Source organism: Leeia oryzae DSM 17879, assembly GCF_000376945.1.
Classification (GTDB): Bacteria; Pseudomonadota; Gammaproteobacteria; order Burkholderiales; family Leeiaceae; genus Leeia; species Leeia oryzae.
This window is the reverse complement of sequence record NZ_AQXU01000025.1, coordinates 69,820-93,995: the sequence shown is the minus strand read 5'-3', so window position 1 is coordinate 93,995 and position 24,176 is coordinate 69,820. Positions and strand designations below refer to the sequence as shown.

16 protein-coding genes are annotated in these 24,176 nt (G+C 57.5%); 15 read left to right on the top strand and 1 reads right to left on the bottom strand.

Annotation, left to right across the window (positions count from 1 at the left end; genetic code table 11):
- Positions 1 to 25: 25 nt before the first annotated feature.
- From F552_RS0113850 to F552_RS21000, 8 genes are all read left to right on the top strand, one after another.
- Positions 26 to 1,189: an efflux RND transporter periplasmic adaptor subunit gene (locus F552_RS0113850; RefSeq protein WP_156802334.1), complete on the top strand. Its 1,164-nt coding sequence runs from the start codon at positions 26 to 28 to the stop codon at positions 1,187 to 1,189.
- Positions 1,190 to 1,201: 12 nt separating this feature from the next.
- Entirely contained in the window at positions 1,202 to 4,360 is a 3,159-nt protein-coding gene (locus tag F552_RS0113845; protein WP_018152346.1) for an efflux RND transporter permease subunit, read from the top strand.
- Positions 4,357 to 5,730, top strand: a complete 1,374-nt coding sequence (locus tag F552_RS0113840) for an efflux transporter outer membrane subunit (protein ID WP_018152345.1) — start codon at positions 4,357 to 4,359, stop codon at positions 5,728 to 5,730. The genes F552_RS0113845 and F552_RS0113840 overlap by 4 nt, the downstream gene beginning before the upstream one ends.
- Before the next feature lie 228 nt (positions 5,731 to 5,958).
- The gene (locus F552_RS0113835) at positions 5,959 to 8,319 is read left to right on the top strand and encodes a serine/threonine protein kinase (RefSeq protein ID WP_018152344.1); all 2,361 of its coding nucleotides are present in this window, start codon (positions 5,959 to 5,961) and stop codon (positions 8,317 to 8,319) included.
- A gap of 113 nt (positions 8,320 to 8,432) precedes the next feature.
- On the top strand, positions 8,433 to 9,164 hold the full coding sequence (locus F552_RS0113830) for a pseudouridine synthase (RefSeq protein WP_026182729.1): 732 nt from the start codon (positions 8,433 to 8,435) through the stop codon (positions 9,162 to 9,164).
- Positions 9,164 to 9,922 (top strand): TlyA family RNA methyltransferase, encoded by a 759-nt coding sequence (locus tag F552_RS0113825; RefSeq protein ID WP_018152342.1) that lies wholly within the window; start codon positions 9,164 to 9,166, stop codon positions 9,920 to 9,922. Before F552_RS0113830 ends, F552_RS0113825 begins: the two co-directional genes overlap by 1 nt.
- 60 nt (positions 9,923 to 9,982) lie before the next feature.
- On the top strand, positions 9,983 to 10,609 hold the full coding sequence (locus F552_RS0113820; protein WP_018152341.1) for a 2OG-Fe(II) oxygenase: 627 nt from the start codon (positions 9,983 to 9,985) through the stop codon (positions 10,607 to 10,609).
- 140 nt (positions 10,610 to 10,749) lie between these two features.
- The gene (locus tag F552_RS21000; protein ID WP_281168692.1) at positions 10,750 to 10,872 is read left to right on the top strand and encodes a hypothetical protein; all 123 of its coding nucleotides are present in this window, start codon (positions 10,750 to 10,752) and stop codon (positions 10,870 to 10,872) included.
- Between the two features lie 6 nt (positions 10,873 to 10,878).
- Here F552_RS21000 and mutS read toward each other — a convergent pair whose 3' ends face one another.
- The gene (gene mutS / locus F552_RS0113810; RefSeq protein ID WP_018152339.1) at positions 10,879 to 13,488 is read right to left on the bottom strand and encodes a DNA mismatch repair protein MutS; all 2,610 of its coding nucleotides are present in this window, start codon (positions 13,486 to 13,488) and stop codon (positions 10,879 to 10,881) included.
- A 309-nt stretch (positions 13,489 to 13,797) separates the two neighbouring features.
- On the opposite strand from mutS, the gene F552_RS0113805 reads away from it, so the two are divergent.
- The 7 genes from F552_RS0113805 (at position 13,798) to F552_RS0113775 (ending at position 24,163) form a co-directional block, all read left to right on the top strand.
- Positions 13,798 to 15,138 (top strand): purine-cytosine permease family protein, encoded by a 1,341-nt coding sequence (locus tag F552_RS0113805; RefSeq protein WP_018152338.1) that lies wholly within the window; start codon positions 13,798 to 13,800, stop codon positions 15,136 to 15,138.
- A gap of 352 nt (positions 15,139 to 15,490) precedes the next feature.
- On the top strand, positions 15,491 to 17,242 hold the full coding sequence (gene capB / locus F552_RS0113800) for a caprolactamase subunit beta (protein ID WP_018152337.1): 1,752 nt from the start codon (positions 15,491 to 15,493) through the stop codon (positions 17,240 to 17,242).
- 17 nt (positions 17,243 to 17,259) lie between these two features.
- Complete coding sequence (gene capA, locus F552_RS0113795; RefSeq protein WP_018152336.1) at positions 17,260 to 19,344, top strand: caprolactamase subunit alpha; 2,085 nt, start codon at positions 17,260 to 17,262, stop codon at positions 19,342 to 19,344.
- Between the two features lie 266 nt (positions 19,345 to 19,610).
- Complete coding sequence (locus F552_RS0113790; RefSeq protein ID WP_018152335.1) at positions 19,611 to 20,573, top strand: AraC-like ligand-binding domain-containing protein; 963 nt, start codon at positions 19,611 to 19,613, stop codon at positions 20,571 to 20,573.
- 230 nt (positions 20,574 to 20,803) lie between these two features.
- Complete coding sequence (locus F552_RS0113785; RefSeq protein WP_018152334.1) at positions 20,804 to 22,420, top strand: methyl-accepting chemotaxis protein; 1,617 nt, start codon at positions 20,804 to 20,806, stop codon at positions 22,418 to 22,420.
- Between the two features lie 191 nt (positions 22,421 to 22,611).
- Positions 22,612 to 23,505 (top strand): transporter substrate-binding domain-containing protein, encoded by an 894-nt coding sequence (locus F552_RS0113780; protein ID WP_245546696.1) that lies wholly within the window; start codon positions 22,612 to 22,614, stop codon positions 23,503 to 23,505.
- A 178-nt stretch (positions 23,506 to 23,683) separates the two neighbouring features.
- On the top strand, positions 23,684 to 24,163 hold the full coding sequence (locus F552_RS0113775; RefSeq protein WP_018152332.1) for a rubrerythrin family protein: 480 nt from the start codon (positions 23,684 to 23,686) through the stop codon (positions 24,161 to 24,163).
- Positions 24,164 to 24,176 lie beyond the last annotated feature (13 nt).

Here is a 24,176-nt window from a genome sequence, read left to right as displayed (position 1 = left end):
ACAATGATGAAATACGAGGCCAGCAATGAGTAAAAGGGACATACAACAATCGTCATGGATCTGGGTGCTGGGCCTTTCTGGCGTGCTGTTGGCCGGGTGTGGCCAGCAGCAAGGACAGGGTGGTCAGGGCATGGGGGGCGGCAAGCCCGAGGTGGTAGTGGCAGACATCAAGCCGTTACCGGTGACCATGACCTCTGAACTGGCCGGTAGAACATCGGCGACCGAAATTGCAGAAGTCCGGCCACAGGTGAGCGGGATTATCCGCAAGCGCCTGTTTACCGAAGGCGGTAGCGTCAAGGCGGGCGAGGTGCTGTACCAGATCGAGCCGGACAGCTTTCAGGCCAATTACGACAGTGCTGCCGCATCGCTGGCGCGTGCTGAAGCAAATCTGGTGTCGGCCAAATCCAAGTCAGAACGCTTGTCCGAACTGGTCAAGATCAATGCCGTCAGCAAGCAGGATGCCGATGATGCCGCCGCTGCCTATAAAACTGCGCTGGCCGATATTGCCACCAGCAAGGCCGCGGTGCAGTCTGCCCGCATCAACCTGAACTATACCAAAGTCGTGTCACCGATTTCTGGCCAGATCGGCAAATCCTCCGTGACGGTAGGGGCTTTGGTGACAGCGAGCCAGGCGACAGCCCTGACGACCGTACAGCAACTTGACCCGATCTATGTCGACCTGACCCAGACTTCCAAAGAACTGCTGGCACTGAAACAGCAACTGGCTTCCGGCGCATTGCAGGCCGAAGGCGAGGCTAAAGTGCATCTGAAACTGGAAGACGGCTCCGTGTACCCGCAAGCCGGCAAGCTGGCCTTCAAAGACGTGACGGTAGACCCGAGCACCGGTACCGTGACCTTGCGCGCCGTGTTCCCGAACCCCAAGCATGAACTGCTGCCAGGCATGTTTGTAAAAGCCATGCTGGACGAAGGCGTGCGCAAGGATGCGCTGCTGGTGCCGCAACAGGGCGTTAGCCGCACCCCGACGGGCGATGCGGTGGCAATGGTGGTTGGCAAAGGCAACAAGATCGAACCACGTGTACTGAAAGTAGAGCGGGCCATTGGCAACCAGTGGCTGGTAAGCGGTGGTGTGCAGGCAGGCGATAAAGTGGTGGTGGAAGGCCTGCAGAAAATTGCACCGGGCGCAGAAGTCACGATCGCCGCCCCAGGCAAAGCACCGGCTAAACCATAAGGATAACGCGTCATGGCACGTTTTTTTATTGACCGTCCCATTTTTGCATGGGTGGTCTCGATTCTGATCATGCTGGCGGGGGTGCTTTCGATCACCTCGCTGCCGGTATCCCAGTACCCCAGCATTGCGCCGCCGGCGATTGCCATTCATGCCAGCTACCCTGGTGCATCGGCCAAGTCTGCCGAAGATGCCGTCACCCAGGTGATCGAGCAGAAAATGAAAGGGATTGACCGTTTGCGCTACATGTCGTCTAACAGCGACAGCGCGGGCAATGTGAACATTACCCTGTCGTTCGAGGCCGGTACCAACCCGGATATCGCGCAGGTGCAGGTGCAGAACAAACTGCAACTGGCTACCCCGCTGCTGCCGCAAGAGGTGCAAAAGCAAGGTGTGCAGGTCAGCAAGGCCACCATGAACTTCATGATGGTGATCGGCTTTGTATCGACCGATGGCAAGCGCAGCAACATCGATCTGGCCGACTATGCCGCCAGTAACGTGGTGGATGTGCTGAGCCGGGTGGAAGGCGTGGGCGACGTGCAGCTTTTTGGTGCCCAATACGCGATGCGCATCTGGATGGACCCGGCCAAACTGTTGTCTTACCAGCTGACGCCGGCGGACATCAAGACGGCTTTGCTGGCCCAGAATACCCAGATTTCTGCCGGTCAGCTGGGTAGCCTGCCTGCGACACAGGGGCAGCAGCTCAACGCCGTGGTCACGGTACAGAGCCGGCTGAAAACACCGGAAGAGTTTGGCAACATCCTGCTGAAAACGTCGGCTTCTGGTGCGACGGTGCGCTTGCGTGATGTGGCGCGTATCGGCATCGGGTCCGAGAGTTACGACATTGTGTCCCGCTTTAACGGCCAGCCGGCCGCCGGTGTGGCGATCAAGCTGGCATCCGGCGCCAATGCGCTGAGTACCAGCCAGCGGGTTAAAGCCAAACTGGATGAACTGCGTCCGTTCTTCCCGTCGGGCATCAATGCAGTGATTCCTTACGACACCACGCCGTTCATCAAGATTTCCATTGAAGAAGTGGTGAAAACCCTGGCCGAAGCGATTGTGCTGGTGTTCCTGGTGATGTGGCTGTTCCTGCAGAACTTCCGCGCTACCCTGATCCCGACCATTGCCGTGCCGGTGGTGTTGCTGGGGACGTTTGGCGTGCTGTTTGCCGCAGGGTATTCCATTAACACGCTGACCATGTTCGGCATGGTGCTGGCCATCGGTTTGCTGGTGGATGATGCGATTGTTGTGGTGGAGAACGTCGAGCGGATCATGTCCGAAGAGGGCTTGTCGCCGCGCGATGCTACCCGCAAATCCATGAGCCAGATTACCAGTGCGCTGATCGGTATCGCGCTGGTGCTGTCGGCCGTGTTTGTACCGATGGCGTTCTTTGGCGGTTCTACCGGGGTGATTTACCGTCAGTTCTCGATCACCATCGTGTCTTCCATGGTGCTGTCGATTCTGGTGGCGATGACCCTGACACCGGCCCTGTGTGCCACTTTGCTGAAACCGGCCGAAAAAGGCCATGTGTATACGCAAAAAGGCTTCTTTGGCATGTTCAACCGCTGGTTCGAGCGGAGCAGCAACCGCTACCAGAGCTGGGTGGGTGGCATTCTGAAGCGTGGAGTCCGTTTCATGCTGGTGTATGGTGGCCTGGTGGCGGTGATGGGGTTCCTGATCGTGCGTCTGCCAACCTCGTTCTTGCCGGATGAAGACCAGGGCATCATGTTCACCATGATCCAGCTACCAGCCGGCGCCACGCAAGAGCGGACACTGAAGGTGGTGAAGGCGGTTGAGCAGCATTACATGAATCAAGAGAAAGAGAACGTCGACAGTATCTTCTCGGTCGCCGGTTTCAGCTTTGCCGGTAATGGCCAGAATGCGGGCTTTGCGTTTGTGCGCCTGAAGGACTGGTCCAAACGTCAACGGCCGGACCAGTCGGTGGCGGCGGTGGCGGGGCGCGGCATGATGATGCTGTCTGCCATCAAGGATGCATTCGTTTTCAGTTTTGCGCCGCCAGCGGTGCTGGAGCTGGGCAGCGCCAACGGGTTTGACTTGCAGTTGCAGGACCGGGCCGGACTGGGACATGAAACCCTGATGAACGCCCGCAACATGTTGCTGGGCGTGGCCTCTCAAAGCAAGGACGTGATGGCGGTACGCCCGAACGGCCAGGAAGACGGCCCGCTGTTCCGGGTGGATGTTGACCAGAACAAGGCGCAGGCACTGGGCTTGTCGACCTCGGATATCAACGATGTGATTTCGACGGCCTGGGGTGCCAGCTACGTGAACGACTTTGTGGACCGCGGTCGGGTCAAGAAAGTGTATCTGCAAGGGGCAACCGATAGCCGCATGGCGCCGGAAGACCTAGGCAAGTGGCATGTGCGTAACAACAAGGGCGAGATGGTGCCGATGTCCGCATTTGCTTCTACCACCTGGGACTATGGTTCTCCGCGCCTGGAACGCTACAACGGCATGTCGTCTGTCAACGTGCAGGGGATGGCCGCGCCAGGAAAGAGTACCGGCGAGGCAATGAAAGCCATGGAGGCCATGATTGCCAAACTGCCACCAGGCATCGGCTATGAATGGACCGGTGTGTCGTCAGAAGAGCAGGCTTCCAGCGGGCAAACACCTTTGCTGTATTCACTGTCGATTCTGGTGGTGTTCCTGTCGCTGGCGGCGTTGTACGAGAGCTGGTCGGTGCCGTTTGCGGTGATCCTGATCGTACCGCTGGGGGTACTGGGTGCTTTGCTGGCGGCGTATGGTCGCGGTTTGTCCAACGACATTTACTTCCAGGTAGGTCTGCTGACGACTATTGGTTTGTCGGCCAAGAACGCGATTCTGATCGTCGAGTTTGCCCAACACCAGCTGGAATTGGGCAAGGGGCTGGTAGAAGCCACCCTGGCGGCGGTGCGGTTGCGGTTGCGTCCGATCCTGATGACGTCACTGTCGTTCGCGCTGGGGGTGATGCCGCTGGCGATCAGCTCCGGTGCCGGTTCCGGTAGCCAGCATGCCATTGGTACCAGCGTGCTGGGCGGCATGATGTCGGCGACGATTTTAGGCCTGTTCTTTGTGCCACTGTTCTTTGTGCTGGTACGCAAAGTATTCAAGCAAAAAGCGGTTCATCACACTGATGATCAGGCAAGTGTAGACGCTAACGAGGAGTCCGCTCGATGAAACATATTGCATTAACCCTCGTTACCTCGGGCCTGCTATTGACCGGTTGCGGTTCAATGGCGCCAGAGTACAAACGACCGGATGCGCCGGTACCGCAAAGCTACCCGGGTGAAGCCGGGGGCCAGCGTGCCGAGCTGGCGGCCTGGAAGCAGGTCATCCTGCAACCGCAGCTGCAGCAACTCGTTGCACTGACGCTACAGAATAACCGCGACATTCGCATTTCTGCCCTGAATATCGAGGCGGCCAAAGCTCAGTACCAGATTACCCGGGCGGACAGCTTCCCGGCAGTCAACGCAACGGGCACCAATACGGCGACCGGATCGCTCGATGGTGGCAATACCTCCCATGCTTATGAGGTGGGTGTGAGCGTACCGTCTTTCGAGCTGGATTTCTTCGGGCGGGTCCGTAGCCTGAAGAACGCCGCGCTGGACAGCTATCTGGCATCGGAAGCCGCGCACCAGACAGTGCAGATGTCGCTGGTGACGTCTACCGTGCAGGCGTGGATGCAGCTATCTGCCGACCTGAACGGGGTAGAGCAGACGCGCAACAGCCTGAATGCCCACATGAAGACGCTGGAACTGACCCGCGCCCGGCAGTCTCGCGGGGTGGCAAGCGAGCTGGATGTCCGTCAGGCAGAAACTGCCTTGCAGGCTAGCCGTATCAGCCTGATCGGGTATCAGGGCCAGGTTGCGCAAGACAAGAATGCCCTGCGCTTGCTGGTGGGGGCGGATGTACCGGAGAACCTGCTGCCGGATGCTCATGCGCTGCAACAGCCGCTGCTGGCGGATGTGCCGGCTGGCATGCCGTCCGACCTGTTGGCCAGACGCCCCGACATTGTAGAGGCAGAACATAACCTGAAAGCAGCCAACGCCAATATCGGGGCAGCCAAAGCGGCTTTCTTCCCGAAAATTACGCTAACCGGTTTTGCCGGTTCTGCCAGCAGCAGTCTGGATGGTTTGTTTGACAATGGTTCCGGTATCTGGCGCTTTGTCCCGCAAATCAGCCTGCCGCTGTTTAATGCAGGGCAGAATCAGGCCAGTCTGGATCTGGCGGAAGTGCGCAAGAACCAGCAGATTGCCAGTTATGAGAAAACCATTCAGACCGCGTTCAAGGAAGTTGCCAATGCATTGGCATTACGCAGCCAGCTGACCGAGCAGCAAGATGCGGTGGATGGCCAGTTGAAAGCGGCAGAACGGGCACAAGTATTGGCAGAGGCCCGGTATACACAGGGTCTGGACAGTTATCTGCCGCTACTGGATGCACAGCGGACCGTTGATGCTGCGCGCATCAGCCAGATTAACCAGCTATTGCAAAAGCAGAAAAACAGCATGTACCTGTTCCAGGTATTGGGCGGGAAAATGAACGACTAGTCATTGCCTGTCGATACCGTGATCTACCAGCCGCCCTGTCTTGCCAACAGGGCGGTTTTTTTATGAATTTTGTTTACAAACCTACTGCTGAAGGGCATTCAGAGGGCTTTTTTTGCCATTTTGTTTGTCGATTGGTCCAGAATATGTTTACACTGAAACATGAAACAGCACTGGCAGAAATATGCCAGCAATGCGTATTGACAAGAATGATCAGGCATCTGGAAATCTATGGCAGAACATATCGGGCGATTTGAACGGGTACGCGAGTTGGGGCATGGCGCTCAGGGGACAGTATTTCTGGCCAATGACCCGGTACTTGGACGTCAGGTCGCCTTGAAGCAGATGCGTATTGCCGGGGCCAATGAGCAGCAAAGAGCCGCCTTGCTGAATGAAGCCCGCGTTGTCAGCAAATTGCAGCATCCCAATATTGTGCAGCTGTTTGACGTAGTGGAGCACCAGCAGCAGCACGTGCTGGTATTCGAGTTTGTCGATGGCCTGACCCTGAAAGACTGGCTGGTGCAGCACCATCAGATGGAGGCCGGGCAGGCCGCCAGCGTATTAAGAGATGTATTGTCCGGCCTGTGCGCCGCACACGACCAAGGCATTTTGCACCGGGACATCAAGCCAGCCAATGTCATGCTGGACAAGGAAGACCGTGCCCGGCTGATGGACTTTGGCATTGCCGTGCCAGCCAATGCCAAAGGACAGCCGGAAGTCTCCGGTACTTTGCAGTACATGGCCCCCGAGTATGTGGCCGGCCGCCCGGCCGGGGTGAATGCTGACCTGTTCTCCGTCGGCGTGCTGGGTTACGAATTGCTGACCGGTAAAAACCCGTTTGAAGGCAGTAACCATTTTGAGGTGTTAAACCGGATTGCCAATGTTCCGGTGTCACCGCCATCGCAGCTGATCGCTTCGGTGCCGGTGGCGCTGGAACACGTCATCATGGTGGCGCTGAACAAAGACGCTGGCGAACGCTACCAGACGGCGGCCGAGATGCTGGCCGCCATCGAGCAGTATCTGGCGCCCGGTGAAAGTGGGCAGGACAGTTCCGGCTCGGCTACCATCGATTTTCTGTTGCGTCGTCTCAAGCATTCGCAAGACTTCCCGGTATTGTCGCAATCGGTCAGCTCCATCAACAAGCTGGTGGCGGCCGATGCCGAAAGTATTCACCGGCTGGCAGAAACCATCCTGCACGATTTTTCGCTGACCAATAAACTGCTGCGGCTGGTCAACTCTGCCGTGTATGGCCAGTTTGGCGGCACGATTAGCACCATTTCGCGCGCGGTACTGATTCTGGGTTTCGAGACGGTTCGTAACCTGGCAATCGGTCTGATCGTGTTTGAACATCTGCAAAACCGGAATCAGGCCGTCAACCTGAAAGACCTGATGCTGGGGAGCTTCCTCAGCGGCCTGATTGCCCGCAAGGTGTCCAAGAAGGTAGGGCTGCGGGGCGTGGAAGAAAGTTTTATTGGCGGCATGTTTTACCACATGGGCAAGTTGCTGACCGCTTACTACCTGAACGAAGAGTTTCAGGAGATTACCCGCCGCGTGCAGCAAGGCATGCCGGAAAACCAGGCCGCCTCGCAGGTGCTGGGGGTGGAGTTTTCTGCGCTGGGTATCGGCGTGGCCCGTGAATGGCGCTTCCCGGACAAATTGCTGAACGCCATCATGCCGTATCACGGTAAAGTGCCTGCGCTGAAGTCAGATGCAGATCGCACCCGTCTGACAGCCAATTTTGCCGGGGAACTGGCACAACTGGCAATGGGTACCCAGGTAGCTGACCGGGACAAACGCCTGGCTGAACTTACCCAGAAGTATGGCGAAGCCTCAGGCATCAGCAGTAATGACCAGATCACGTTTTTGCAGGATGGCCTGAAAGACCTGGTGGCAGAAGCACATTATTTTGGGCTGGATGCCAGCAAAGGCCAGCTACTGACCAAGATGAAGCAGTTTGCCGGTATGGCAAGTGCAGCCCCGGCCACGGCTGCCAGTAGTGCGCCGATGGATACGCTGGAGCGGGTCAGCCATGCCTTCCAGGAGGCTGAAGTCCAGGCCATGACGCAGGACAAGCCGGATGCAGAAGGCATTCTGTCTGCCGGTGTTCAAGACATTACCAACACGCTGGTGAGCGATTTCAAGCTCAACGACCTGATCAACATGATTCTGGAAGCCATGTATCGCGGTGTGGGGTTCCGCCGTGTGCTGTTCTGCATGCGGGATGTGCGCAAGAACCAGCTGGTAGCCCGTTTTGGCTATGGGGAAGGCATCCCCGAGATGAAGCAGTTTTTTGTGGTGCCGCTGGACGGCGTACACGATGTTTTCCAGCTTTCGCTGAACAAGAATCTGGATGTGCAGATTGATGATGTCAGTACCGGGTCGCTCGCCGACCGCGTACCCGCCTGGTTTAATACCCATGTCAAAGCGAAGGCGTTCGTGGTCTTGCCGGTGGTGATCGACAAGAAAGTCATCGGCATGTTTTATGGCGACCAACCCGACGCCAATACCCTCAACCTGTCGCCCAAATCGCTGACCTTGCTCAAAACCTTGCGCAACCAGGCGGTACTGGGCATTCGTCAGCGCCAGGGCTAAGCCCGCGAACCCTTGCAAGCCACCATCCGGACGCAGGTCGTCCGGATGCGATCCTTTATTGCGATCCCGATAGGCTATAATACCGGATTGAATCAAATCACAGGAGTATCGCGGTGGAACCCATCCGACTCAGTAAACGAATGGCCGAGCTCGGCCTGTGCTCCCGCCGGGAGGCCGATGATTATATTGCCAAGGGCTGGGTGAAAGTCGACGGTGTGGTCATCAGCGAGCTGGGCAGCAAAGTATTGCCGAACCAGAACATTGTGCTGGATCGCAAGGCAGAAGCCAAACAGGCGCAGCGCGTCACCATCCTGATCAACAAGCCGGTTGGCTTTGTGTCCGGCCAGGCCGAAAAAGGGTACAAACCGGCGGTGACGCTGGTTACGCCCGAAAACCACTTTGCCGGTGATACCAGCGGCATCGAGTTCACGCCTAAACACCTGGTGGGTCTGGCGCCAGCCGGCCGGCTGGATATTGATTCGGTGGGCTTGCTGGTGCTGACGCAAGACGGCCGGGTGGCCAAACGCATTATCGGTGAAACCTCTGAACTGGAAAAAGAGTATCTTGTGCGGGTGAGCGGTCGCTTGTCCGACCAAGGCTTGCGCCAGCTGAACCATGGGTTGTCGCTGGATGGCGAGGCACTCAAGCCGGCCCGTGTCTGGTGGCAAAACCAGGACCAGCTGCGGTTTATCCTGCAGGAAGGCAAAAAACGTCAGATCCGCCGCATGTGCGAAATGGTCGGTCTGCGGGTCGTGGGCCTGAAGCGTGTGCGCGTGGGCCGGGTGATGCTGGGTGATCTGCCGCAAGGCCAATGGCGCTATCTGCGTGCAGACGAGCGTTTCTGATGCTGCAACGAGTCGACGTATTACTGGTTGAAAAGGGGCTGGCGCAGTCGCGCAGCCACGCCCAGCAGATGATCGAGGCCGGGCGGGTCAGCCATGTGTCGGGCAGCGCACCGGTACGGGTGAGCAAGTCGTCACAAAAGCTGCTCGACGATACGGTGTTTGAGGTATTGCCTGATGAAGGCGACCGCTATGTGTCCCGTGGCGGCCTGAAACTGGCCGGGGCCATTGCGCATACGGGTGTGTCTTTGCAAGGTGCTACGCTGCTGGATGTCGGCATGTCGACCGGGGGCTTTACCGATTGCGCTCGCCAGGCAGGGGCCGCCAAGGTGGTCGGAGTGGACGTGGGGCATAGCCAGTTGGCTGAGCGCTTGCGACACGATCCTGCGATTGTCTGCATTGAAGGCATCAATGCCCGGAACCTGACCCCGGACATGCTGGGCGACCATTTGCCTGCTACCGGGTTTGACGGGATCGTGATGGATGTCTCGTTTATTTCCCAGACCCTGATTTTGCCGCAATTGCCGGTCTTGCTGAAAAAAGGCGGCTGGATACTGAGTTTGGTCAAACCTCAGTTTGAAGTCGGCCGCGAAGGCTTGGGCAAAGGCGGTATCGTGCGCGATACTGCTTTGTACGGCAGCGTCAAGGACAAGATCGAGCAATGTGCGACCCAGCATGGACTGATGTTGAACGATTGGTTCGACAGCCCGATTCTGGGTGGCGACGGCAACCGCGAGTTTTTCCTGTATGCAAGCCGTTAACAAGCGCAACCGGCCCGATGACCGGACCGCGGGAAGACGGGAGTTCATGAAGTGAGTCAGATGCTGGATTTATCCTCTCCGGATGGATTGTCTGCGGTGGTGGACGCACTGGCCGAGAAGGGCTGGGCGGTTACGCGGGGTTTGTTGCCGGCTGAAACGGTGGCCAGGTTGCGCGAAGAATGCCTGGTCGCGCATCGTCAGGGCGGTTTTCATGTGGCAGGCATTGGCCGTGGCGGTGATTTTACCGTCAGGGAAGGCATCCGTTCTGACGAAGTGATGTGGCTGGATGCTAGCACTGCTACGCCAACCCAGCGGCAATACTTCGAGCGACTGGATGCTTTGCAGCGCGAGATCAATCAGGGCTTGTATCTGGGGTTGTTCGAGTTTGAAGGCCACTTTGCCATTTATGACGAAGGCGCTTACTACAAGAAGCATCTGGATGCGTTCCGTGGCGACAAAGGCCGGGTGGTGACAGTGGTGTATTACCTGAACCCGGACTGGCATCTGGGCGATGGCGGGGAGTTGCGGCTGTATCTGGATGAAAAAGGCGAGACGGATTTTATCGATATCGAACCGACGGCCGGTACGGCGGTGATCTTTTTATCGGAACGTTTCTGGCATGAAGTGTTGCCATCGTGCAAGGACCGGGTCAGCATTACCGGCTGGTACAAGGTACGCCCGGTCTGAACCGGTTCGGGCGGGCAAGCTGCGAGTTGCAAAAATACCAATAAACATTTTCTGGCCATAAAAGTGGATGAAACCCCTTTACTTATAGAACGATCGTTCTATAATAAAGTCATCGTCTCAACCACTTCAGGAGCATGGCCATGAACTATATCCGTCAGATTACCGGTGATTCTGCCCGTTTGTCTACCCTGGGCGATAAAATGGTATTTACCGCCTCGACCCTGGTGGGCTTTTATCTGATTTTCATCACCGTGACGGGTTAACTCGCTTCATTCATCCAAATCCGCTTCGCGTTTCTTTTTCAGTTCATATAACAGTTCCAGCGCCTGTCGCGGGCTTAGCTCATCCGGCTGGATGTCATCCAGATACCGCAGGGCTTCAGACGCAGGGGCAGCAGGCTCTGGCAGGTCTTCCAGGGCCTGCATGGCAAACATGTCGGCTTGCGGGCCGCCCGCACCGATGCTCATGGCTTCTAGCTGCTGCAAGTGGCGGCGGGCAACGCGGATGACACTGCCGGGCACGCCGGCCAGTTGAGCTACCGCCAGCCCGTAACTTTGGCTGGCCGGGCCATCTTTCAGCGCGTGCAGAAACACCACGGTATCTTTGTGCTCGACAGCATCCAGATGTACGTTGGCAATCTGCGGGTAGTCCTGTGCCAACCGCGTCAGCTCGAAGTAGTGGGTGGCAAACAGCGTGTAACTGCGATTCTTGTCGACCAGCTGCCGCACGATGGCATAGGCCAGTGCCAGACCGTCAAAGGTCGATGTCCCGCGACCTACTTCATCCATCAGTACTAGGCTGTGCTCAGTCGCGTTATGCAGAATGTTGGCGGTTTCCGTCATCTCCACCATAAAGGTTGAGCGGCCCCCGGCCAGATCGTCCGATGCGCCGATACGGGTGAAGATACGGTCAATCGGCCCCAGGCGCGTACTGGTGGCCGGCACAAAGGCGCCGACATGCGCCATCAGGACGATTAGTGCGGTCTGACGCATATAGGTCGATTTACCGCCCATGTTCGGGCCGGTAATCAGCAACAGTTTGCGCAGCAGCGACAGGGAGGTGCCATTGGAAATGAAATGGTCAACCTGCGCTTCGACGACCGGGTGACGCCCTTCTTCGATCTGGATGATGTGGTCTTCGACAAACTCGGGTTTGCGCCAGCCGAGTGCATCGGCTCGCTCGGCAAACGAAGCCAGTACATCCAGCCCCGCTACCGCTTGTGCCAGTAGTTGCAGATTGGCCAGATGCGGCTGCAACGCATCCAGTACGGCTTCATAGAGCTGCTTTTCCAGCGCCAGCGAACGATCCTGGGCAGATAGCGCCTTATCTTCGAAGGTTTTCAGCTCGGGCGTGATATAGCGTTCGGCGTTTTTCAGCGTCTGGCGACGGCGGTAATCGTCCGGCACGTTATCGCTTTGGGCTTTGCTGACCTCAATATAGAACCCGTGTACGCGGTTGTACTCTACTTTCAGGGTGGCAATGCCGGTACGCTCGCGTTCGCGGGCTTCCAGTGCCAGCAAGAATTCATCACAGTTGTTCTGAATGTTGCGCAGTTCATCCAGGTCCGGCGAGTAACCCTGATTGATTACGCCGCCGTCGCGTATCAGGGTGGCTGGCTCGGGCAAGATGGCGGCGACCAGCAGGGCCAGCACATCGGCAGGGGGCTGCAGGTGGCGGGCCAGCTCGGCAATGAGCGGGGCATCAATGCCATCCAGTAGGGGGGTCAGACTGGTCAGCCCGCGCAAACTGTCCCGCAGGCCAGACAAGTCTCTCGGGCGGGCACTGCGCAGCGCAATCCGGCTGACGATGCGCTCGATGTCGACAATGCTCTTCAGTTGCTGACGCACAGACGTCAGCTTGCCAGAATCGATCAGGGCTTCGATGGCCAGATGGCGATGTGCCAGTTTCTGCCGGTCTCGCAGCGGATGGTGCAGCCAGTGGCGCAGCAAGCGGCTGCCCATGCTGGTGACACAGCTGTCCATGATTGATGCCAGCGTCGGCGCGGGTTCGCCGCGAATGGTTTCTGTCAGTTCCAGATTGCGGCGGGTGGCCGCATCCAGCTCGACATACTGGCCGCGGGTCTCCACATTCAGGCCTTGCACATGCGGCAGCTCAGACCCCTGGGTGCTGCGGGCATATTGCAGCAAGGCGCCGGCAGCGCCAACCGACAGGGTCAGTTCTTCTGCACCGTAGCCTGCCAGATCCTGGGTACCAAAATGCTTGCACAGTTGGCGATGCGCGGCTTTTTCATCAAAGTGCCAGACCGGCAGGCGTTTGGTCGGGGCACCGGTCTGCTGTAGCAGGGAGATGTCCAGGTCTTCCGGCATCAGGATTTCGGCCGGGCGCAGGCGCTCCAGTTCTGATAACAGGTGGTCGATCCGGGTTTCCAGCAGCGAGAAGCGGCCGGATGCCAGTGACAGCCAGGCCAGGCCCAGTTTGCCTTTTAGCGGCAGCACGGCCAGCAGCAGGTTGTCTTTTTTATCGTCCAGCAGGGCGGCGTCGGTTAGCGTACCGGGCGTGACCACCCGCATCACCTTGCGCTCGACCGGCCCTTTGCTGGTGGCGGGGTCGCCGACCTGTTCGCAAATGGCGACCGATTCACCCAGTTTGACCAGTTTGGCCAGATATTGCTCGGCCGCATGATAAGGAATGCCCGCCATCGGAATCGGCTGCCCGGCGCTTTGCCCGCGGGCGGTCAGGGTAATGTCCATCAGACGGGCGGCTTTTTCTGCATCACCATAGAACAGCTCATAGAAATCCCCCATCCGGTAAAAGAGCAGCTTGTCCGGATGGTCTGCCTTCAGGGCCAGGTACTGCTGCATCATCGGGGTGTGCTTGATGGCTTCCGTGGAAGAGGTTGGGGTATTTTCTGTGGTCATGGTCGCTGCAGGTCGGTGCATGAATGCATACAAATGTCGGGATGCCCGATTTTATGACAGATTGCCCCTGCTGCGTTAGCCGGACACGGATATTTCGGTACTGCTGAGGCGCGTGGTGTGTATGCGAATCGAAAAAGGTGCGCGGAAAGACAAATTTTTATTCCTCCTGCTGCAAGCGGTAAAGCCGCCGACTCCCTAGCATGGATGACACGATGGTTGCCGGTGTTTTGCCAAACCGGTGACTGTCATGCATTTCGCTAAACCCGTCCAAGGGTGGACGGGGCAGCAATCACAGACTGGGAGAGTCTTATGGCATCAATTCAAACGTCCAAGGGAGGCGCGCACACCGGCAAGGATATTGCCGCACTGGCTGTGCCTCATGATGCGCGCATGTCGCGCGGTGCACTGACCATGGCCTGGTGGGCCGTGTGCAGTGCCATGTTCTGGCTGGTGGTCTCGGCCACCCTGGCATTGTATTACGGGGCAGTAAATACCCTGATTGGCCTGGTATTGTCTGCCGTGGTCTATAGCGTGATCAACGCAGTGCTGGCCCGGCATGCCATCAAGAGTGGTTTGTCCGTGGCGCTGTTTTCCAGAAAGCTGTTTGGCAGCGGCGGTGCAGCACTCGCCACACTGGTGTTTTTTGCCACGGCCATTTATTACGGTGTATTCGAGGGGTCGGTGATTGCGGTGGCGATCAATGCGTACTGGCCGGGCATCAGCCTGAAAATGGCTTACCTGATTGTGGTGCTGTATAGCGCACCGCTGGTGTTTGGCAGCGTGCAGCAATGGCTGGACAAGCTGAACGGTGTGTTGCTGCCGTTTTACATTTTGGGCTTGTTGGCGGCCGTCGTACTGACTCTGAGCAACTACGGTTATAGCGATGCCTGGCTGCAACTGGCGCCAGCAGGTGGTGCACCGGCAGACGGCTGGTGGCGCTGCTTTACCTATTTCATGGGCGTATGGATTCTGATGATGTACACCTGGGATTACGCCCGTTTTGGCAAGCGTGAAGATGCGGACTACCATGCACGGCTGAATTTCGGCATGCCGTTTTATGTGTTTACGTTTGTGCTGAACGGCGCAGCCGGCATTTTCCTGGCCACCAGCATTCCGCATATCGGCGCGGTGACCGAAGTATCGGTGGTGCTGGGCTTGCTGAAACTGATGGGCTTTGCCGGGCTGCTGTTTGTGTGGGTCAGCCAGACGCGTATCAACACCGCCAACTTCCATCTGGCCACTGACAACATGCAAACCTTCTTTGACCGCACCATGGGCATTCAGGCTCCCCGCATTGTCTGGGCGTCTGTGGTGGGTGTGGTAGTGTACCTGCTGATGCTGACCAATGTGTTCAGTTTCATCCTGCAGGCGTTGGCGTATCAGGGCATTTTTGTGGTGTCGTGGGTAGGTATTGCCATGACCTACATTCTGGTCGACCACGCGTCGCTGGAAGACCTGGAGTCACCCAAGCATCGTCGCCTGAGTTTTACCGCCTGGGTGTTGTCGTCTGGTGTCGGCATCGGCTGCATGCTGGCCGGTGGCGTACTGGCGGACTGGTCTGCGCCGATTACATTGGGTGTATCGGTACTGGCCTACCGGATGCTGACCTACTCAGCCAAACAGGCGGCACTGGAAGGCGCATCCGCCTAAGGGGCTTGGCGGACATCGCTGCGCGCCTTCCGTCCTGCGGGGCCGGTTGAGCGGGCTGGTTGGGTAGGGTGTATGGCGCGCAGCGATATACACCAAGCTGCCGTTAAAAGTCCCCCAGCAAACCAGTCCCATACGTAGCAAGAAAGCGACAGGGTGTTTCGGTTCCGCAAGGCCGATACACCCTGTTTTTTTGGGGTTACTGACCACCGTTTGTCCGCTGGTTGCGGGAAAAATGCGCTATGCACCTACAGTCAAATCTTGGTGCGCTGTGCTGCAAGAACAAGCGCCGGATAAGGCATATCTTTCTCTTACGCGTGACACATCTGAACGTCACAGTCACAGGAGAGACGAAATGCAAACCTCAGGGAAGATAGACCCGATCACACTGGCCGTTGTCCGTGGTGCCTTGGAAACCGCCCAACGCGAAATGACGCTGACACTGGAAAAGACCGGTCGTTCCAGCGTATTTAACCTGGCGCACGATTACAGTAATGCGCTGTTTGACCATCATCCGGAAATGATCCTGCAAGGCCAGGACATTCCAATCCATCTGGGCTCGCTGATCCCCGCCATGAAGGCCGTGGCCGAATATTTCGGCGACGACATCCACGAAGGCGACGTGATTTATCACAACGACCCGGCCTACAAAGGCAGCCATATTCTGGACTGCTGCATGTACAAACCGGTGTTTTACCACGGTGAGCTGGTGTTCTGGGCCGTGTGCAAAGGCCACCTGACCGACATTGGTGGCCCGGTACCTGCCGGTTATAACCCGGCTGCCACGGAAATTTACGCTGAAGGCTTGCGCATTCCGCCCGTCAAGCTGTGGGACCAGGGCCGCCGTCGCGAAGACGTGGTGAACCTGCTCTTGACCAATATGCGTGCCCGGCGCGATCAGGAAGGCGACCTGAATGCCCAGTTTGGTGCCTGCCGCGTGGGCGAACGTAACCTGATCGCCCTGCTGGACAAATACGGTGTGGCTACCGTGCGTGCTGCCATTGCCGAACTGAAAGACATGGCCGACCGCCACATGCGCACGCTGATTCGCAGCATTCCGGATGGCGAATATGCCGGGGAAGCGGTGCTGGAAGACGCCGGTCACGGTCACGGCGAGCTGACCATTCGGACCAAGGTGACGGTCAAGGACGACCAGGTGCATATCCAGGTGCAAAGCCCGCCGCAAGTCCCATATTTCATCAACTCGTATGCCGGTAATTCCATGTCCGGTATCTATCTGGGGCTGATGATGTTTGCGCAGGTGCCGCCGCCCTACAACGAAGGCCTGTATCGCTGCGTAACGGTGGATCTGGGGCCGGAGGGCACGCTGTGCAATGCCAAAGAACCTGCGCCGCACGTCAACTGTACGACCACGCCGATGGAAACCCTGACAGATGCAGTGCGCAAAGCCTTTGAAGCCGCTGCACCAGACCGCGTGACGGCCTCCTGGGGGCACGCCAGCGGGGTCAACATTGCCGGGATTGACCCGCGTACTGGCGAACAATACGTGACCATGGTGCTGGCTTCGATCATCTCTGGCGCAGGCGCGACCCGCGAGATGGATGGCTGGCATGCCTGCGGCCCGCTGTGCTGCTTTGGCGCGCTGAGTTCTGGCGATATCGAGCTGCTGGAGTACGCCTATCCGATCGTGATCCACCGCTACGGTTTGTCGACCGACAGCGGCGGCGCTGGTCAGATGCGTGGCGGCAGCGGCACGGTCTGGGAAGTCGAGCCGCTGGGCCATGAAATGACCGTGATTGCCTTTGGCGAAGGCCGCCAGATTCCGACCATGGGGGCCTCTGGTGCCCGCGACGTGATGATCGAGCCAAAACTGGGCCGCCTGGAAGTAGACGGTGAAGATGCCCGCATCTACCGCCAAAACACCATTACCACAATCAAGCAGGGCGAGCGTGCTCGCAACATCAACCCCGGTGGCGGCGGATTTGGCCACCCGTTCAAACGCCCGGTCGATGCCGTGGTGAACGACGTGCGTAACGGACTGGTATCCCGCGAGGCCGCCAGAATCGAATACGGCGTGGTACTGAAAGACAACAGCCTGATCGTGGATCTGGCCCAGACAGAACAATTGCGCGCGGTTTGCTGCTAAACCGCCAGGAGACTCTCATGAACTACAAATACCGTTTAGGCATCGACGCAGGTGGCACCTTTACCGACTTTGTGCTGGCCGAGCACAGTGGTGCTGTCCACCTGTTTAAAAGCCCGTCAACCCCGGATGACGGCACCCGCGCCATCCATGCCGGCCTGACCCAGATTTCCAACGCCATGGGCCGGTCGATTCCGGAACTGATCCAGGAATGCGACCTGTGCATTAATGGCACCACCGTGGCGCTGAACGCGCTGATCGAGCACAAGGGCGTCAAGGTCGGCCTGTTGTGTACCGACGGCCACGAAGACAGTATCGAGATCCGTCTGGGGCACAAAGAAGAAGGCTACCGCTACGATGCCAGCTACCCGCCGGCTCCAATGCTGGTACCGCGCCACTTGCGCAAACCGGTGCGGGGCCGGGTGCTGGCGGACGGTTCCGTCCACACCCCGCTGAACGAAGACGACATCATGGCAGCGATTGAGTACTTCCGCCGCCAGGAAGTCGAAGCCGTGGCCATTTCGTTTGTCTGGTCGGTTCGCCATCCGGAACACGAGGCCCGTGCCAAAGCCTTGGTAGAGCAGCACCTGCCTGGCGTGTTTGCGTGTACCGGTAGCGAGGTTCACCCGCAAGTCCGCGAATACACCCGTACTTCGACTACGGTGGTGAACGCCTATCTAAGCCCGGTCATGGCCAAGTATGTTCGCCGCATCGACCAGTACTTCAAGGAGCTGGGAGCCAAGTCGCCAGTGCGTTACTTCCAGTCCAACGGCGGTCTGGCCACCGGGCGCATCATGCAGGAACGGGCCGTGAACGCGATCAACTCCGGACCGGCTTCCGCACCGCAAGCCGGGTTGTATATTGCCCAGCCGTTCGGCATTGATAACGTGATTACCGTGGACATGGGCGGGACATCGTTCGACATCACGCTGGCCAAGGGCGGACAGACTAACCTGAACCACGATATCGATTTCTTGCGTTACCGCATCGGCGTACCGATGATCCAGGTCGAAACACTGGGTGCTGGTGGTGGCTCGATTGCTCATATCAACACCTTCGGCATGCTGGAAGTCGGCCCGCAAAGTGCAGGTGCCACACCCGGCCCGGCTTGCTACGGCAAGGGCGGCGAAAACCCGACCGTGACCGATGCCAATCTGGCACTGGGCTATCTGCGGCCGAACGCCGTGCTGGGCGGTACCATCGTGCTGGACGAGCAGAAAGCCCGCCGGGCCATTCAGACCGGGGTGGCCGAACCGCTAGGCATCAGCATTGAACGTGCGGCCTATGGCATCAGTACCATTGTTAACCTGAACATGGCCAACGGCATCCGCCGCGTCTCGATCGAGCGCGGATATGATCCGCGTGACTTTGCGCTGATTTGCGCTGGCGGGGCTACCGGCATGCACATTACCGCGCTGGCGGAAGAGTTGGGCGTAGAAACCGTGCTGGTGCCTAAACTGGCTTCTTGCATGTGTGCGTTTGGCCAGGTGATTTCGGACGTGAAATACAACTTCCTGGCCAGTTCGCCAATGCGCCTGAGCGCCAGTTCACCGCTGGAAGAACTGAACCGCCTGTTTGACGAGATGGAGCAGAAAGGCCGTGCCCAGCTGGCGGATGACGGCATCGGTGCCGAACGTGTGCGGGTGAGCCGCAGTCTGGAAATGCGCTACGTAGGGCAGATTCATGAATGCCGTGTGGACATCGGCCCGGGCCGCATTACGCCGGAGCGCATCCATGAATTGCTGGACGCCTTCCACCGCCGTCACGAAGCACTGTTTACCTACAGCGAACCGGGCAGCGCCGTGGAGCTGGTTAACCTGGAAAGCACCGTAACCGGGCTGGTCGACAAGCCTTCTCTACCGTCATTGGCCGCAAGCGCCAGTGATGTGAGCGATGCGCTGGAGAGCTACCGCGACATGCTGTTTGATGACCAGGGAACGGTGGTCTCTGCACCCGTGTACATGGGCGAAAAGCTGGCGGCCGGCCATACCGTCACCGGCCCTGCCGTGATCGAGGAACCCACCACCACGCTGGTAATCCGTCCCGGCTGGCAGGCCACCCTGCATGAGTCCGGTTGCTACCGTGTCACTCACTGGGCCGGCTGATCACCAGACTGGTGTGTATTAAGCTGATTAAATACCCTCATCCAAGCGATGGGGGTATTTAATTGGTGGTAGGTTACTGACCAACATGTTATTGTTTTATAAGGAAATACATATAGTAGATCAGGTCTGTAGATCTGGGCTTTGTTCAATAAAAACGCACAAGAAACCGTGAACAATGACCCGTGGGACATAACCCTATAAAAATACCCGACATTCTATCGTCAGACATTCTGATGACTGTGTTTTGCTGTTAAAGGAGAGAGAGCATGGCGCAGCTATTTACTACCGATGGCCAGCCGCCACTGGAACGACATCGTTTCTGGCAGAACGCCATAGGGGAAACCTATTTTCATCTCAATTTGCAATTCAAGGACCCCGCCAACTTCGAGGGCAACCTCATGTCGTGGGAGCTGGGCAATGTGTCGTTGTCGCGGCTAGAGTCCAGCGCGCTCTGCTATCAGCGGTTGCGCCAGCACTTGCACCAGGCAGACGATGCCGCAGAACAGTTTCTGGTGACCATGCCGGAGCGGGAGACGGTGCACTTTAGCCAGCAGGGACGCACGGTCGAGTGTGGCCCTGGCGGGTTTATCCTGGAGCGTAGCGACGAACCCTACGAATTCAGTTACGCCAAAGACAACGCCATGTGGGTGATGAAAGTGCCGGGGCAGGCTCTGCGGGCCCGTTTGCGTGCGCCAGATTATTACTGTGCCTTGCAGCTGGATTCCAGCCGTGGCGTGGGCAAACTGTTTTCCGAATACGTCCGCCTGCTGGCAACCCATCTGGACGATACCCAGAGCCTCACCCAGCCGATTCTGGGGCAACAGCTGATTGACCTGCTGGCCGCTGCCATCGAGGCCGATCCGAGGATCCTCAATTCGCAAGAATCTGCGGTGCGCATGGCTCACCTGCGGCGTGTCGAACATTACGTGCGCCAGCACATCAGCGAGTGCGATCTGTCGCCAGACCGGATTGCCACTGCCTGCCATATTTCTACCCGCTATCTGCATGTGCTGTTCAAGGACACCGGACAGACGGTGACCCAATGGCTGAAAGAGCAGCGGCTCAAAGGAGCCTACGCCAGTTTGCAATCCATGCCGGCCAGTTATTCGGTCGCGACGATTGCCTACCAGTGGGGATTTTCGGACCAGTCGCAGTTTTGCCGGTCTTTCAAGCAGGCGTTTGGCTGTGCCCCCAGAGAGGTAAGAGGGGAACGCAAGCCGCAACCTTGATGACTTGGAGGTCATAAATAACGTTTGTTGTAAACGGTACGCGCCGGATTTTCTTTGAAATAACGGCATTTGTTGCGCTGGATCAAATGACGAATGAGTCATTTCCCGCAGTATCCAACACATGAATGTCATAATGTACTGCTAACATCATCTAATTAGATGACATCTAATGAGACCTGCACAAAAACCAAGGCAGGCGTTCAGCAGTTTCAAAAAATCCGGAGGGTATCATGAAGATCAAGAGCAAGCTGTGGCTTGTTTTTGCGCTCAATTTTATTGTAGTGCTTTGTCTGTTTGCCTGGTTGCTGGTGCAATACCGCACCGATCTGTACCGGGAACGCGAACTCAAAACCCGTCACCTCGTCGAGTCTGCCTTTACCATTGCCAGCCAGTATCAGCAGGAAGCCAAGGCTGGCAAGCTGACCGATGCCCAGGCCCAAAAAGCAGCCATGGATACCATCCGCGGCTTGCGTTACGGCCAGAATGATTATTTCTGGATCAACGATTTTGATGCCAAGGTGCTGATGCACCCGATGAAGCCCGAACTCGACAATACCTCCGGCGCCGATATCCAGGACGCCGATGGCGTTTACCTGTTCCGCGAGTTTGCCAGAGTCGGCAAGACCGAGGGCGAGGGGCTGGTGAAGTATCACTGGACCAAACCGGGCGGTACCGAAGCGCTGGAAAAAATCTCCTATGTTAAAGCAGTGCCTGACTGGGGCTGGGTCATCGGTTCCGGCATTTATGTGGATGACGTGAACCAGGCGTTCTGGGCCCGGGTCCGGGAAGCCGGGGTTGGCGTTTCCGTGGTGCTGTTTGCCGTCATGGTGGTGTTGTTCCGCCTGATTCGTGCCATTACGTCCCGCTTGTCGGTCCTGTCTGCCGCCATGTCGCATATCCGCGGCCATAACGACCTGTCCTTGCAGGTTGGCCTTGAAGGCAAGGATGAACTGACCGCGCTATCCGGCGATTTCAATGCCTTGTTGGGGTATTTCCGGGACGTGGTCAGCAAGATGGGTGAGGCCTCGCACAAACTGTCTGGCGATGCAGTCCTGTTGTCGCAAACGGCAGCAGAGGTCAAGGCCAGCACCGCATTGCAGGCCGAGTCTGCACATGCAATGGCCTCGGTAACCGAAGAAATCTCGGTATCGGTACACCAGATTGCCGAACACACCAAAGAAGCCGAATCGCTGGCCGAACGTTCTGCCGACAACGCCCGCGAAGGCGCTGGTGTCATTAACGATGCGGTCGACGAGATCAAGACCATCTCCAACAAGGCCAACGGTGCAGCCCGCTTTGTCGAACAAATGGTAGTGCAGTCCGAGAGCATCTTTGAAGTGGTGCGCGTGATCAAGGAGGTCGCCGACCAGACCAACCTGCTGGCGCTCAATGCAGCCATTGAGGCCGCGCGTGCCGGCGAAAGCGGCAGAGGCTTTGCCGTGGTGGCTGACGAAGTGCGCAAGCTCGCCGAGCGAACCACGCTGTCGACCCAGGAGATCTCTCGTCTGGTATCGGAAATCAAGGGCGGTTTTGCCAGCGCGGCCAGCGAAATGCAGGGCGTGGTACATAGCGTCGAAAAAGGCGTGGCACTGGCCGACAAAGCCTCAGCCGCCATTACCGAGATTACCGAGGGCGCACGCGAGGTGATCCGCATCGTCAGCGATATTTCCGGTGCGCTGGAAGAGCAGAGCGTAGCCATTGGCGATATCGCCACGCACGTTGAAAAAATTGCAGACGAATCTGCCCAGATTGACGGCCAGGTGGGCGTGGCCTCCAGTGGCGCCAGCAAGGTCGACAAGATGGCTGGCGAACTGAAAGGCATTGCGGCCCGATTCAAGATTGCCTGACCGGACGATAGATAATCATAGGTGGTACACGACAGGCCCCGGTGACGGGGCCTGGTTGTTTGCAGGACCGAGGCACTGCCGACTGACCGGGGATTCAGGTAGAAGCTGCAAATCCCCCAAAGCCTGTCTATACTCTGTCTGGTGATGCATCCTCTTTTTTCTTGTTTGAACAGGTGGCTATGAAGCTAACGGTGTTAATCAAGACATGCCTGATCCTGTGCCTGTGCGCAGGGGTGGCACCCGTGTCTGCCGTGAAGGCGCAGGGACAGCCCGTCTGGCACTTTATCCACAATGGCCCGGAGGGCAGCAAGGATCATCGTTACGATTATCACTGGCGGGTACTCCAGGCGGCGCTGGATGCAACGGTCAAAGACTTTGGCCCGTATCGCATGACGTCGGCCAAGTACATGTCTGAAACCCGGCAGATTCTGGAAATGCAGAACCGGCGGGGGATGATCAATACCCTGGTACATGATTCGACAAATACGCTCGAAAACAACCTCTACCCGGTCAAAATTCCGATTGATAAAGGCATTATCGGTTACCGGGTGTTTCTGATCCGCAGTGAAGACCAGCCGCGCTTTGCCAGTGTCCAGTCACTGGAAGACCTGAAACGATTCTCGATCGGGCAGGGGGCTGACTGGTCGGAAGTGGATATCTATCGGGCGGCAGGTTTCAAGGTCGTACCAGCCGCTACCTATGAAAGCCTGTTTCCCATGCTGGCGGCCAAGCGGTTTGATGCCATTGGCCGCGGGGTGAGTGAAATTGCCAACGAAATGGCCATGTTTGGCGAAGCCTATCCGGACATGATGATCGAGAACAGCCTGCTCGTGTATTACCCCATGCCAGAGTACTTCTTCTTTCCGAAAACCGATGAAGGCCTGCGGTACGCCCGCCGGGTGACGGCCGGCATGCAGTTGCTGGTGCAGAACGGTACGCTCGACCGGATGTTCAAGGAAGAATTCGGCAAGGTACTGGCGTCCCTGAACCTGCGGCACCGGCGCTTGTTCCGCATTGCCAACCCGACGCTGACGACCAGTCAGCCCTACGATAATCTCCAATACTGGTATACCCCGGGCAGTTAGGTCGTGACTGTCTGACCTGCTTGCCTGTGCATTGATTGTGCAGGCAAGTATTCCTGTTGTTTGTATGATAGCTAAAAACAATCAACAATTTATTTATTATAAATTGGATTAATTGTTTTGGCGTCCCTATACTCACTCCATCGAATCACTTAACAGCTAACACCCACAGGAGTTCATCATGACGACACGCCCGGAAATCAAAACCATCCAGAACCTCGAAGCCGCTTTTGCCGGTGAATCCATGGCACATATCAAATACCGCTACTTCGCCAAGATTGCCAGAGCGCAAGGTGACGAAGCCACTGCCAAAGCATTTGAAGAAACCGCCGATCAGGAAGTCATGCATGCCTTTGGCCATTTGGATTTGCTGTACCCGAAATCGACCCTGACACCGGCCAAGTGCCTGGAAATGGCAATTGCAGGCGAAACCTACGAATACACCGAGATGTATCCGAAGTTCCGCGAGACCGCTGTTAGCGAAGGCAACGCGGCTGCCGTATCAGAGATCGACGAGCAGATCGAAGAATCCAGAGAACACGCAGCGTTCTTCCAGGCCACGCTGGAAAAAGCCGCCAAGCGTTTTGCCGCACTGGCCAAGGTAGAAGAACGGCACGCCAATGCCTACCAGGCACAGCTCGACAAAGTAAACGCACGCTAATCCGAACACAGAA

Bases quoted from the DNA above. Each gene is read 5' to 3' on its own strand.
- F552_RS0113820 (WP_018152341.1), top strand. From the start codon at position 9,983: ATGCTGGATTTATCCTCTCCGGATGGATTGTCTGCGGTGGTGGACGCA.
- F552_RS0113805 (WP_018152338.1), top strand. From the start codon at position 13,798: ATGGCATCAATTCAAACGTCCAAGGGAGGCGCGCACACCGGCAAGGAT.
- mutS (WP_018152339.1), bottom strand. From the start codon at position 13,488: ATGACCACAGAAAATACCCCAACCTCTTCCACGGAAGCCATCAAGCAC.
- capA (WP_018152336.1), top strand. From the start codon at position 17,260: ATGAACTACAAATACCGTTTAGGCATCGACGCAGGTGGCACCTTTACC.
- F552_RS0113825 (WP_018152342.1), top strand. From the start codon at position 9,164: ATGCTGCAACGAGTCGACGTATTACTGGTTGAAAAGGGGCTGGCGCAG.
- F552_RS0113850 (WP_156802334.1), top strand. From the start codon at position 26: ATGAGTAAAAGGGACATACAACAATCGTCATGGATCTGGGTGCTGGGC.
- F552_RS0113835 (WP_018152344.1), top strand. From the start codon at position 5,959: ATGGCAGAACATATCGGGCGATTTGAACGGGTACGCGAGTTGGGGCAT.
- F552_RS21000 (WP_281168692.1), top strand. From the start codon at position 10,750: ATGAACTATATCCGTCAGATTACCGGTGATTCTGCCCGTTTGTCTACC.
- F552_RS0113840 (WP_018152345.1), top strand. From the start codon at position 4,357: ATGAAACATATTGCATTAACCCTCGTTACCTCGGGCCTGCTATTGACC.
- F552_RS0113775 (WP_018152332.1), top strand. From the start codon at position 23,684: ATGACGACACGCCCGGAAATCAAAACCATCCAGAACCTCGAAGCCGCT.
- F552_RS0113790 (WP_018152335.1), top strand. From the start codon at position 19,611: ATGGCGCAGCTATTTACTACCGATGGCCAGCCGCCACTGGAACGACAT.
- F552_RS0113785 (WP_018152334.1), top strand. From the start codon at position 20,804: ATGAAGATCAAGAGCAAGCTGTGGCTTGTTTTTGCGCTCAATTTTATT.
- F552_RS0113845 (WP_018152346.1), top strand. From the start codon at position 1,202: ATGGCACGTTTTTTTATTGACCGTCCCATTTTTGCATGGGTGGTCTCG.
- capB (WP_018152337.1), top strand. From the start codon at position 15,491: ATGCAAACCTCAGGGAAGATAGACCCGATCACACTGGCCGTTGTCCGT.